Source organism: Siminovitchia thermophila, assembly GCF_016909185.1.
In the GTDB taxonomy this organism is placed as follows: Bacteria; Bacillota; Bacilli; order Bacillales; family Bacillaceae_C; genus Siminovitchia; species Siminovitchia thermophila.
The window spans coordinates 38766-51602 of sequence record NZ_JAFBFH010000034.1 but is presented as its reverse complement, the minus strand read 5'-3'; the positions used below and the strand labels follow the sequence as shown (position 1 = coordinate 51602).

12 protein-coding genes are annotated in these 12837 nt (G+C 40.4%); 1 reads left to right on the top strand and 11 read right to left on the bottom strand.

The window, feature by feature from the left end; genetic code table 11:
• Window positions 1-403: DUF3784 domain-containing protein (locus JOC94_RS18670; RefSeq protein WP_205180082.1), on the bottom strand; the 403-nt coding region annotated here is incomplete at its 3' end.
• Window positions 404-944: 541 nt separating this feature from the next.
• Between JOC94_RS18670 and JOC94_RS18665 the strand changes: the two genes are divergently transcribed.
• Window positions 945-1430, top strand: coding sequence for a staygreen family protein (locus tag JOC94_RS18665; protein ID WP_077113448.1), 486 nt, complete (start codon window positions 945-947; stop codon window positions 1428-1430).
• 243 nt (window positions 1431-1673) lie between these two features.
• Here JOC94_RS18665 and JOC94_RS18660 read toward each other — a convergent pair whose 3' ends face one another.
• From JOC94_RS18660 to JOC94_RS18615, 10 genes are all read right to left on the bottom strand, one after another.
• Entirely contained in the window at window positions 1674-2003 is a 330-nt protein-coding gene (locus tag JOC94_RS18660) for a GNAT family N-acetyltransferase (protein WP_083717688.1), read from the bottom strand.
• A gap of 157 nt (window positions 2004-2160) precedes the next feature.
• Window positions 2161-2985 carry a bifunctional hydroxymethylpyrimidine kinase/phosphomethylpyrimidine kinase gene (gene thiD / locus JOC94_RS18655; RefSeq protein ID WP_077113527.1) on the bottom strand — a complete coding sequence of 275 codons (825 nt, stop codon included), beginning with the start codon at window positions 2983-2985 and terminating at the stop codon, window positions 2161-2163.
• Window positions 2986-3238: 253 nt separating this feature from the next.
• A complete protein-coding gene (locus JOC94_RS18650; RefSeq protein ID WP_077113450.1) occupies window positions 3239-3460 on the bottom strand; it encodes a hypothetical protein in 222 nt (73 codons plus the stop codon).
• Between the two features lie 219 nt (window positions 3461-3679).
• On the bottom strand, window positions 3680-4975 hold the full coding sequence (locus tag JOC94_RS18645) for an acetamidase/formamidase family protein (protein ID WP_077113451.1): 1296 nt from the start codon (window positions 4973-4975) through the stop codon (window positions 3680-3682).
• A 1471-nt stretch (window positions 4976-6446) separates the two neighbouring features.
• On the bottom strand, window positions 6447-6599 hold the full coding sequence (locus JOC94_RS18640; RefSeq protein ID WP_171974004.1) for a hypothetical protein: 153 nt from the start codon (window positions 6597-6599) through the stop codon (window positions 6447-6449).
• A gap of 28 nt (window positions 6600-6627) precedes the next feature.
• Window positions 6628-9051: a heavy metal translocating P-type ATPase gene (locus JOC94_RS18635; RefSeq protein ID WP_077113453.1), complete on the bottom strand. Its 2424-nt coding sequence runs from the start codon at window positions 9049-9051 to the stop codon at window positions 6628-6630.
• Between the two features lie 99 nt (window positions 9052-9150).
• The gene (gene copZ / locus JOC94_RS18630; protein WP_077113454.1) at window positions 9151-9357 is read right to left on the bottom strand and encodes a copper chaperone CopZ; all 207 of its coding nucleotides are present in this window, start codon (window positions 9355-9357) and stop codon (window positions 9151-9153) included.
• Window positions 9358-9561: 204 nt separating this feature from the next.
• Window positions 9562-9867 carry a metal-sensing transcriptional repressor gene (locus JOC94_RS18625; RefSeq protein WP_077113455.1) on the bottom strand — a complete coding sequence of 102 codons (306 nt, stop codon included), beginning with the start codon at window positions 9865-9867 and terminating at the stop codon, window positions 9562-9564.
• 130 nt (window positions 9868-9997) lie between these two features.
• On the bottom strand, window positions 9998-11950 hold the full coding sequence (locus JOC94_RS18620; RefSeq protein WP_077113456.1) for an FtsX-like permease family protein: 1953 nt from the start codon (window positions 11948-11950) through the stop codon (window positions 9998-10000).
• Complete coding sequence (locus tag JOC94_RS18615) at window positions 11940-12704, bottom strand: ABC transporter ATP-binding protein (RefSeq protein ID WP_077113457.1); 765 nt, start codon at window positions 12702-12704, stop codon at window positions 11940-11942. Before JOC94_RS18615 ends, JOC94_RS18620 begins: the two co-directional genes overlap by 11 nt.
• Window positions 12705-12837 lie beyond the last annotated feature (133 nt).

The window sequence follows — 12837 nt, the reverse complement described above, 5'->3', positions numbered from 1 at the left end:
AGAATACTTCTTTTACATAAGTATAAAAAAATTGGAAGTCATGTTGGGTAGGGTGAGATTCCATCTCACTCCACCCCAACATTTGACATAGAACCCCTTTTTTAAATCGATCCCCAAACCGAGAGTACACTAAGCCAAAGATAATAATACCTGTAAATAAAATCAAACCAATAATGAATAGTAAATTGTTTTGTAATATGTCGCTTAATAACCAAAATACCATGCTTACTGACAAAGCTAGCAACGTTTTTCCATAGAATTTACTCAACGCCAGTTTATCGTACTCTGCTTTTTCCTTTTTTGATAGTGTATTAAATCCTGCAATAAGAAACATTCCTTTTCCATTCAATAGAAACACACCTAAAACAGCAAATAAAAAAATACCCATGCTTAACAATAACATGTTAACACCTCCAAAAAGTTAAGTGTCCAATAATACGTACGGGTGCGTATTAAAAAAGTTTCCCCGATAAAAGAAAGACTTATAACAATATATAAACTAAACGGATACCCAACAGGAATATAACGATGTAACCGATAAATTTCTAATTTCATTCCATCTACTTTGTGGGTAGTGTCAGCTACGCTGGTATTACCCCAAATTGAGAGAAAACGAGATGGCCACTGGGGGATCAACTGCCGGAAGGCTTGCGACGCATAGGAGGTACTAGTGCAAGCGAAGCGACTGGAACAAGGAAAGCTTTGACAGCACCGCCAACACATTTAGAAAAAATGGAAGCGCTTCCTTTAGGGGGCGCCAACTTGAGCTTACCAAATAGGAAGTGTAACCTTATTACCGGTGGGGGAATAAAGGTGCACCGGCTAAAAATAGCCAACCCTGTTGATTTGAAATTCAATTTGCTTGAAATGCAAAAGATGCATCACCCCTTGTAGGCGTTCGTCATATTATGTAATAGAACATGGATGGGGGGGTGCAGTACAGCGTGAACAAATTGCAAACGAAACATTTTTCTGTCACCATTTTGCCTCCTGCAACGGTTTATCATCCGGTAGATGGACGGAAATATACATTCATTTTATCGGATCATTCATCAAACCGCTATTTGGCCATTGGCTATAAGTATGCATTAAACTTATTAAACGTTCATCATGATCAGGAAGATATTTTAACCGCTGAATGGAGACCCGAACTCGGAGAATATGTCATGAAAGGTAACATTTGTTTAAGCGATAAGGAAAATGATGTATTTGCCGTTCGTGAAAAATTAAAACAATATGAGAAAATGCTCCCGGAAGCAATATCTTTTATTATACATGCTGACAGATCATTTTATTCTCATGTGCCATGGCTGCTCGACGCACCTATATATATGGAATTCACTTCATTGGATCGGCACGTTCGGACTACACAATATATGGGAACACCGCGCCAATACTTGAACAACAAAAAAACACAGGCCAGTTCATAACCTGTGTTTTTTTGTTTGTCTCACTATTTAAAGTATACTTTGGTTTTGAGACAAAATGCATTTTCCTGCCTGTACTTCCTATAATATATATTATGTAAACTAAAAACAAAATGCCAAACCAGTTATACAAGCAAGCCTTCATTTGTTTTTTAGCCGGCTGTCCTCCATTCCCTCTTTGGCAGGAAATCCTTACCGGAAATCAATATGAATACCATTCAAGAAAAACATCCTTTTCTATTACACTCAAAATACATGGTTTGCTATTTGATTATAACCTTTTCCCCAATATGGATGACCTATCCAAGTTCCCATATGACTCGTTTGATTGTTTCTATTTATATCTTTTAGTGTGATCACGCCGATTACTTTGCGGTCTTCGTTTAAGATAACCCTTGAATATTGCTTTCCTAATTTTTCCTGTTCCAGAATAAAATTGATAAAATCCTCAGTACCTTTTAAGGATGTATGGTCTTCGCTAAGACCTAAAGCATCCTTAACTTCAGGTTCTGAAGATAGCTCTGAGATAGACCTGGCATATTGTAACTCGTGAGGAACCAAGAATACTTTTAACATCTTGTTGTCCTCCTTTTTACATTTAATCGGATAATCGGAAATTCCCAAATTTTTTCCAGCCGGCTCATTTTTTATTATGGTCAGCCGGCTGCTCTCCATTAGACTCTGCAGTTATAAGGGTGTTTTTTAGCAAAAGCAAGAAATTTTACTTCATAAATCACAATGGTTGTCTAGCTATCTGCTGATTCATCGAGCGATACGCAAAATGATTTGTAGGCCCCTGTCCCTTCCCAATACCGAGGGTATGTTTAATGGCGGCGGAAATAAATTCTTTTCCTACTGTAACAGCTTCCTTTATACTTTTTTGCTTTGCAAGCTCCGCCGTAATAACTGCTGAAAACGTACAACCTGTTCCATGAGTATGCTTCGTATCAAAACGGGGAGAAACAAACTCCTCAAAGTTCTCGTCAAAGTATAGAACATCGCGGGCTTCTCCGTCCCTGTGCCCGCCTTTTACGATGGCTGCTTTAGCTCCATATACTTGGACAATTTCTTTGGCGGCATCACGCATCTGCTGTAAAGTTTCTATGGATTTCCCGATTATTACTTCTGCTTCCGGGATATTGGGCGTAATCACCGTCGCTTGTGGAATCAATAACTTTTTAAGATGATCAATAGCATCCTGATAAAGCAAATGATGCCCGCTTTTGGCGACCATAACCGGGTCCATCACATATGATTGAATATTTGCCGCTTTCAACTTTTCAGCTACTAGTTCAATAATGTCTATACTTGCAAGCATACCGGTTTTTACGGCATCAGGCTTGATGTCTTCAATTACACAGTCTATTTGCTGAGAAATATTATTTTGGGACATTTCCTCAAAGCTTTTAACACCGAGTGTGTTTTGGGCCACAACCGATGTAATCACAGCCATTCCATACACTCCCTGTTCCTGGAAGGCTTTTAAGTCTGCATGAATACCTGCTCCTCCGGTTGGATCTGTTCCCGCAATTGAAAGTGCTTTATAAATTTCTGTCAACAACGTTCCTCTCCTTTAGCTATGTTTAACGGTTTCAGTTATGATCTTAATAAATGATCGCTTTTACTGAGGCTGATCCTAATAAAACACCTGTCTCCGATAATAGTTTATAGTAGTACATTGACTTTAGCCAATAAAAATGAACTTGTCCTATCTATCTCTAGTCATTGTTTGATCAACTACAACAGGCCAAGCAGGTTCAAGATAGTGATGCCCGTCTTTTGGAGCGAACAATGCTCCCACTTACGATTGGTCAACGTGATTTTTTGTTCAATATAAAATACTTTACCCCAAAATAAAGAAATAGCATCACCCAAATGGTGATCCAAACAAACACATTATTTACAATAAATATGGCAACAGCCCCGATTAAAATCAATATAAAATCTATTTTGTTTTCAAGTTTTTTCTGTCTCACTACAAAAACGATAAGCGAAATCGTTATTAAGAGCATCATCATATCAATTATTTGCATTGGTACCATTAACCCCCTATATAAAAGGATAGCATAATATTATTGAATTGATAGCGAAAATAAAGGACCTTCCATTATTTCAACGCGATATTTAGATGAAAAAGGGGATGGCGCAGAAAGTCAGCTGTCACTGACTTTTTGTACCATCCCAGCCGTTAGGTTCTTTTTAAAAAAATGAACTTCTGTATCTGTCAGCTCGCCTATACGATGTGTTAAGCTTTACAATTCATATTGTTCTTTTGCTAAATCTAACAACCCTTTATTATTTAAATAGGATTCAGGAACTAAAAATGTTACGGTCACCACCCCAGGATGGCGGCCAATTTCAATAGCCCCGTTAATTGTAGCTCTATTCATCACTTCCGGCACCGTAATGCCGAAAAAGTTGGCAGCCCGTTCCATGCCATTCGTTGTCGCGTCATTTAAATTAGCGCCTGTGCCTACAAATGATATGGGACATAAATCTTCGATTTCATTCATATTCCATTGTTTTGCTAATTGTTTGGCGCGCAGTTTTTCTTGTTCGGTAAAAGGCTTGGCCAAATAAGGTAAATCCTCTTCCACTGGTAAAAGGATCGGACCTTCCAGTTGCATATTTTTTAATACTCGTACTTGCAGGTTCACGATACCCGCAACATCTGCTGTATGTCCGGCGATTTCTCCGTCTCCTTGCATAGCATGCATATCACCGAGATAGACACCGCCACCTTTTACCTTAACTGGGCAAATGAGTATCGCGCCCTCTCGCACACGATTAATATCCATATGGCCATCAGTTCTATCCTCAAGTTGCTCTTCGGTAATTCCATAATCATGCGGCGCATTCAATAAAAATTGCCCAAAATCCCCAGCATTATGAGAGTCTGGCATCGGTCTTGCGGGAACAGTGCCTAGTTGCCCTAAAAACGCCCGGATTCTCGCCATCGTCGCAGGCATATCATGAGGTGCAAAAGTCACTATTGGATTTTGAATAGATTGCTCCGGCGTACACATGTATTTTCTGCCATCTTTGGCTACCGTTTCCGCTGCTTCTTTCGTAAGGGTCAGACCCATTGTTTTTTGATCATCGAAAGCAATCGTATAAGCATGTGTAAAATCAAATGGAGTAATATCAGTATCACAAGTTTTACAATGGATGGCCGTATTACCAATTCCTTTAATAACTGTCTCGGGATTGACCGTGTTACAGACGGGGCAAATTGCGGCGACAAACGGATCGCCATTAAAACGCCCTTCCACTGGCTTATCGTTTCCAGATGCCGTCGCCATGGAAGTGATTTCGATTGATTTAATATAAATAACAATGGCGTCGCCTACTTCGGCACCTTCCACATACACTGGTTTTGTAACTTCATGTCCTCCTTTTAAAGCAGGCGTTATCATGGGTCCCCAACAACCAGGCGTTGTATTGGCGACGATATATCCTCCATCTTGAACGACATACTCCATTTCTTTATTGGGATCAAGTATTCCATCTGTAAATTTATTGACAAATACAGTCTGCTTTGCGTTCATATTTGTTCAACCTTTCCCCTTTTAGGTTTTATGGAAGCTGTAAGTGAAAAAATGGTAATTGATAAAAGTCAACTATATTGAAATCCTTTTCCCTAAGCGCAGACAAACACCTTGTTCCTATCAGTGTATGTTCTTTTATAGTCCCTCCTACTGCCAGTTTTTATAGAACTTCGAAGTGAAAAAGAAGAAAAACCTTCTCAGCAGCTCCTTATATAAATTTGGTTATATGTTCATTCTACCTAATGATTGGCTCCGTGTGGTGGTGTATATGTTAATTTTTTATAAACCTTTTGATGAAAATGATAATTCTTGGCTGCCCTAATGAGATATTGAAAGTCAGGATGGAAGGTCGCCCCTATTGGAACATAGCAGCTTTCAAAAAATAGTAGATGGCAAAGCAACAATAAGCATACCGTCTACTAATTAACAGTACGAGTTATTTCAGATCCATTAACGGTTAAAAATGGGCGGTGATTGACCTGGAAATGGTAACATTGCGCATAGTAAAAATGACATTGAGCAATTAAGCGATGATGTTAAAGAATTTTATTTGCTTTATAACTCTATTAGTGAAGAAAATTCAGGTCATTTAAATGAAGAAGATGTTTTGGCAGTTGTGGTGAAATCCTCGAAGTAGTAGGAAACAGTACACCCAGTGGCAATTATACGCTTATTCAGTTATTGGATCCTAAATATTATAAATTTTCTAATCATTGGTATTCATGGGACTGGATGGAGCATTGCCATTGCAGTGCTAAAAAATTGGGGAAAGAGCCCAACGTGGGTTACTTTGAGGATTGCAGCAGTACCAGCTTTGGAGCAGCTGGGCTTAAAGCCTGTAAATTGAAAAGGGAAAGGTGTCATTCTCCACTTGCTTTCTTTATTACATGATCGTCGGACCAACCTCCATTTGACTTGTTTACAGTTGTTCAGGTTCCCTTCGCTTTTATGTCTATGATGATTCATATTTTCTTCCAATTGTTCAGATCCTATATCATTTTTATGAAGATGTACCTAATACCAAGTGTAACTTTTGTATGACGCAAAAGCAACATGCCAATGTTTTTCATTGGAATTACTTTGTAGGATCATCAGCAAAAAATGAAGAAATTCCTTAACCGAATTCCTTCATTTTTTTTGGGAAGAAAGGGCGCCCAGTCCTCTCCCTGCACCATTTCAAATTTATTATCAAACCTTTATTACAAAATTGGCCGCCTAACATGAATTCGGCTCAAAGTTTAAAAATGCGGGGTCAAGCTTTTTCACACATTTTTTTTGGTTCAAATGACCGTTATTGTGTGGACATTTGAACCAAAATCTTTGTCATTAATGCCGAAATATTGATAAGAGGATTATTCAACCGTTTGACCTTTGATTTAAATCCGTATCCACATAAAGGTCGCTGCGTGTTTTACCAACATGAAGCTCAATGGGCAATACCGAATCATGTAGGCCTTTCGGTTTTATGTCTTTAATGATTCATATTTTCCTCCGTTTGCATAGCCCCATGATTAGCAGGCTCATCGGTGTTTGAATTCATATTTGCATATAGACTGTAGCCCGCGATCACTGCCCCAAGATAAACGATACCGGTAACGAGCCAAATCAAAACACTTCGTTTCATAGGTGTTTCCTCCATTCTGAATCCAAAACTAAGCCTTTAACTTGATTCTCTGTAGCCTTAGTGCGTTAAGCACAACTGATACAGAACTAAAAGCCATCGCTGCTCCGGCAAGCCACGGGGCCAAGAAACCGGCTGCGGCAATCGGTATGCCCAAACTGTTGTATGCCAGCGCCCAGAACAGATTCTGCTTAATATTGATGATGGTTTTTTTGCTCATGAAAATCGCATCGGCGATACTGTTTAAGTCACCGCGGATAAGCGTGATATCCGCCGCTTCCATTGCGACATCGGTGCCTGTACCAATCGCCATTCCGATATCAGCGGTTGCCAATGCCGGAGCATCATTGATTCCATCTCCCACCATGGCTACTTTTTTCCCCGCCTGTTGCAGCTTTTTCACTTCTTCTGCCTTGCCTTCAGGCAGTACTTCCGCAATGACATGCTTGATACCGACTTGTTCGGCGATCGCATGGGCGGTTGCGGTATTGTCCCCGGTGATCATGACGACATCCAATTCCATCTCTAGCAAACGGGCAATCGCTTCTTTCGATGTTTCTTTAATCGTATCGGATACGGCAACGATGCCTGCATAACGGTTATCGACAGCCACCAACATAGCCGTTTTCCCTTGTTTCTCCAATTCCTCCATTTTTGGCAGGTGCTCTTGAATATGGATGGCATGTTTAGCCATCAACCTGCGTGTGCCGACCAGTAATTGTTTGCCATCGACCGTTGATTGTATCCCGAAACCGGGGATGGCTTCAAATTCGTCCGGTGAGCCCAGTTCAATCCCTTTCTCCTTGATTCCCTCAACAATCGCTTGGGCAAGGGGATGTTCTGAATTTCTTTCTGCAGTGCCGACAAGCATTAAAAATTCGCTTTCGTCCATACCTTCCGCCAATATCACATCTGTCAACGAAGGTTCCCCATTGGTCACTGTACCGGTTTTATCAAGAATAATCGTGTCTAACTGATGAGTCGTTTCAAGGTGTTCTCCACCTTTAAATAAAATCCCGAATTCCGCAGCGCGCCCTGATCCTGCCATGATGGATGTGGGGGTGGCCAATCCGAGAGCACATGGGCAGGCAATGACCAGTACAGCAATGAATTTTTCAAGGGCAACCGCAAACTCTCCCGGACTCACCGCAAAATACCACACAAGGAAAGTGACAATCGCGATCCCCACAACAATGGGAACAAAAATACCCGAGATGACGTCGGCCATGCGCTGAATCGGCGCTTTGGAACCTTGGGCTTCTTCTACTACCTTAATAATTTGTGCAAGGGCCGTCTCTTTTCCAACTTTGGTTGCTTTGATTTTTAAGAAGCCGTTTTTATTAATCGTTGACCCAATCACCGTGTCGCCAATGGTTTTATCGACTGGAACGCTTTCCCCGGTTAACATGGATTCATCAAGCGCCGATTGACCTTCAACAATTTCGCCGTCAACCGGTACTTTTTCCCCCGGCTTTATATAAACAATATCGCCTTGTAAAACTTCTTCAACCGGAATCGTCATTTCCTGGCCGTCACGAACGACTGTTGCGTTTTTGGCTTGCAATCCCATTAACTTCTTAATGGCTTCTGAAGACCTGCCTTTGGCCTTCGCCTCAAACAGCTTGCCCAAAATGATCAAAGTAATCAGTACGGCACTTGTCTCGTAATAGAGTTCAACCATATGGGCATCTGATCCAATCGACCTGATGCTTAAATACAGACTATAGAAATAGGCGGCTGAAGTACCTAATGCAACAAGCACATCCATATTGGCGCTTTTATTGCGCAACGCTTTATACGCCCCGACATAAAATTGTCCGCCTACAATAAATTGAACAGGTGTGGCAAGCGCGAATTGAACCCATGGATTCATAAACATGTCAGGGAGCCAAATGAAAGACGTAAACTCAAAGTGGCTGACCATGGCCCATAACAATGGAAAAGACAAGATGGCGGAAAAAAGAAACTTTCCGAACTGTTTTTCGATCTCCTTTGTCCGATGATCTACTTGTTCCCCCGCTTTTTCTTGCTTTTGCTCCAGGGTATAGCCAAGCTTTTTGATCGCTTCTTTCATATCGGGAATAGAAACCTGATCAGGATTATATTCCACAAGAGCTGTTTCCATAGCAAAGTTCACGGCGGCCTTATCCACACCATCCAGCCTGTTTAGCTTTTTTTCAATTTTATTGGCACAGGCAGCACACGTCATTCCCGAAATATCAAACTCGACTTTTTTAGTTACAACGTCATACCCCAGTGAATGGATTTTCTCCTTAAATTGCGATACATCTACTTTTTCCGGATCATACGTAATTTTGGTTTTTTCGATCGCCAAGTTTACGTTTGCTTCTTCTACGCCTTCCATCCTCTTCAAGCCTTTTTCAATTTTGGTTGCACAAGCGGCGCAGGTCATCCCTGATATTTGCAGCGTTGTTTCCTTTTGACTCACATTCATCACTCCCGATGCTCATACTGTAGTGGGGTATATTTCGTTCAATAAATAAATCGTGCCACAAACTGCACGATTTATTTTATTTCCTTTTGATTCAGATGGTTACACCACATCGTATCCCTGGTCCTCAATGACATCTTTAATAGCTTGCAAACTGATAGAATTCGCATCAAAAGAAACATCGACTTTTCCTTCATTCAGATGGACTTTGACAGATCGAACACCGTCCAGTTTTCCGACTTCGCCCTCAATCGAATTTACGCAGTGGCCGCAAGACATCCCTTTTACATGCAATGTTTGTTGTTCCATACAATCATTCCTCCCATTTGGTGGTTTTATTTTACATTACCCCTGTATGGTAATGAAATAACGCTCCAAGAAAAAAACAGTGTAAAAACACCACTATCATTTTTCCTTGTTATGGCAATTTTATTCCTTTCACAAATCAATTTACCATACCCCAGATAGGTATGTCAATAAAAATGTGTGCCGGCATAACGGCACTGGCATTTTTTATAGGGACTTGGAAAAACGTTTAAATACTTCCATCAATTCTTGGATGGCACTTTCTCCGTCTCCATCTTTAACCGCATCCGCTACACAATGTTGTGTATGCTTTTCCAACAGTTGAAGCCCCACCTTATTCATGGCGGCATTAATGGCGGATATTTGGGTTAAAATGTCCACACAATAACGGTCATTTTCGATCATGCTTTGAATACCGCGGACTTGGCCTTCAATCCGTTTTAACCGGTTAATCAATTGTTCTTTTTCTTTAGAGGATCGGTGTGTAACTTTAATTTCATCCGTATTGTTCATCAAGCTCACCCTCTTCTGGTCAAAATATTAAAATACGTTACGGGGGTACCCACATTCATTGTACCATAAAATCCACCTGCATGTATTATTTGTTGATTCATCATCAATTTAAACGAAATCGGGCTCGCCTTTATTCAGTCAGGTGTTGTACCATTTTCTTCCGGGCGTACAAAAGGTATCCTGTTTGGATGCACAGGTAAATAGCCGCGATGATAAAAAAGTGCAGAGCGATATCAAGGTTTTTCATTATTCCGCCACTATCTGTCGTCATAATAACAATAAATAGGAACGCCAAGGTCGATCCAAGAATGGCGGGTAAAAAAAACAACATCATTAACTCTTGGGTAATCATTCTTTTTACTTCCTTTAAAGTAATCCCGATTTTATATATTTTTTTAAATTTTCCCTTCTCCTGCTCAATGTCGGCAAAAATATGTAAGTATAGGAGAATAAACGACCCAAAGAAAAAAATGATACTGATAAATGTCATCACAAAAAACAATATGCCATTGACGTTTTTACTGGAATGGTAGTCCTCCACTTTGGAAATAATCTGAAATAATTCTTCTTCAGAAATATGTTCTGTCCGAACATCAGTGATCGGCGGAGTAGATTGATTATAACTTGTAAACCGTTTGCCCAATTCCTCCACCGCATCCATGGAGCTTTCCCAGTTTTCTACATTTATTAAATGAATCGTTGATTCAAAACCTTTTACATTGTTTAGCAGATACTCCCATTCGGCATTGCTTACAACGAGAATGTCATTAAGTCCAAGATTAGAATTCATTTCATTTCTTATAATCGTTTCCTTCAGCGAATAGCTTATCTGTTTCGTTCCACTTGTCAAACTAATCCCTTCTTCATAATCACTATTGCTTTCTCCGTAATCCGGATTCTCATTCATAAAATACAAATACTCACGAGGTCCGACAGTCTTCTGATCGGAAGTTAATTGATTAAAATGATCCACTGGCATAAACACATATTGGTATTGCCAATCCCATTTTGTTTTTTTGTAATAGGTATAGACTGGGATTTCCAGGTGCTTCTGAACCCGATTTTCCTTCCGGTCCAAAAGCGAATAGACCTCTTCCATAGGAATATTATTTTTTGTTTCGGTTTGAATAAAAGCGATATCGTAAGGGTTTCTTTCTAACGCTTCTTTTTTGGCTGATTGGTAAAAAGCCAATAATACGGTGGTAAAAAAGAGGGTCACCATGATCATGACCGTCACAAGCATCAATACCGATGTCAATTGTTTAAATCTATAATCAAGGCTCGTCAAAAATAACAATCTGCGATAATAAAAAGGCTTGTTTCTTTTCGCAAGCTCGATAAAAAAGCTGGTAAATTGATAAAGGCTTAAGTACAATCCTCCCAATAACGTACCCGTCCACAAAAGCACGAGTCCATCGGTAGCCTGTGAAAACGTGAAATAAAAAAACAAGAGAGAACCAATCATGACCACGAACCCAAAACCGCCCAGCACTGGACTTTTCATCTTGATCGTTTCTGCCACCTTGTTACTTTTCAACGTTTGAATCACGTTGCGATGAAGCGTTCGAAATAAGGAGTATCCGACGGCTGTCGAAAAAACCGCTAAAAAAGCAATGAGCGTATACAACAGCATTTTCCCGCTTATATGAAAAGGAATTTCTTGCAATCCTACACTATTCATTAATATCAGAAAGAAAAGCCGGGAAAAGACGGCGCCCCCCAGAATGCCGGAAAAAATGGATAAAAGCGCAATAACACCATTTTCCAAAAGTAGCACTTTGGCGATGTCACGCTTAGTCATTCCCAATGTCATGAAAAGCCCGAATTCACTTCCCCTTCGTTTCATAAAGATATTGTGGGAATAGCCAATGAAAAAAATAGTAAAAACGACTAGAGCGACGGCCGGGATCATTAAAGCACCCTGTAACCCTTCTAATATTTTTGCCTGTTCGATCCGCTCGTTAAAATACACAGTGGAAAACATGAAGAAGAACATAATGGCAAAACTGTTGCACAAAAAATAAAAGAGATACTTCTTATATTGAACTTTTGCCATTTTCCACACGATTTGATTAAAAGTCATGGGTTCTTCCTCCCAAAACGGCAAGATTATCCATGATCTGGTTTAAAAATTCTTTCCTCGTCCCCTTTTTGACAATATGGGAATGGATGAGGCCGTCTTTTATAAAGACCACTTTTTGACAGTAACTTGCGGCAAAAACGTCATGGGTGACAAGAAGAATCGTTGTCGAAAGGTCGCGTACAATTTTTTCAAAGCATTCCATGATCGCCGCCGCCGATTTGGAATCCAGATTTCCGGTTGGTTCATCGGCAAATAGGATGCTCGGTTCATTCACCAGCGCGCGGCTAACCGCTGTTCTTTGCTGCTGGCCACCGGATATGTGATAGGGATACTTGTGTAAAATATCCTCTATATCAAATAAGCGGGCGAGCTTTTGCACCTTTTCTTCCATTGCGCCAGCGCTTTTGTGTTCCAGCACCATGGGCAACATGATATTTTCTTTAACTGTTAAGCTATCCAATAAATTAAATTCTTGAAATACAAAACCCAATTGCCTGCGGCGATACAAGGCTAAGTCATCTCCTGACATTTCGCTGATGAAATGCCCCGCAAGCATCACTTCTCCCGAAGTAGGCCGATCAATTCCGCTCAATACGTTCAGCAGGGTTGTTTTGCCGCTTCCGGACGGGCCCATGATTGCAATAAAATCTCCTTTATTCATAGAAAGGCTCACTCCCCTGAGTGCTGTTGTGGCGCCTTCTCCACTGGCTTCTCCGTAAACTTTCGTTATCTTGTTAGCCTCTAAAATAACCATGTTGCTTCCCCCTGTTTCAACAAACTGCCATCCCTCTACATCCTAATATACAAACATCATCCGATCCATCGCTTACACTAAAAATACCTTACAAAAATGTAAGGTAACGATACGACCGAAAAGGACTGCCACA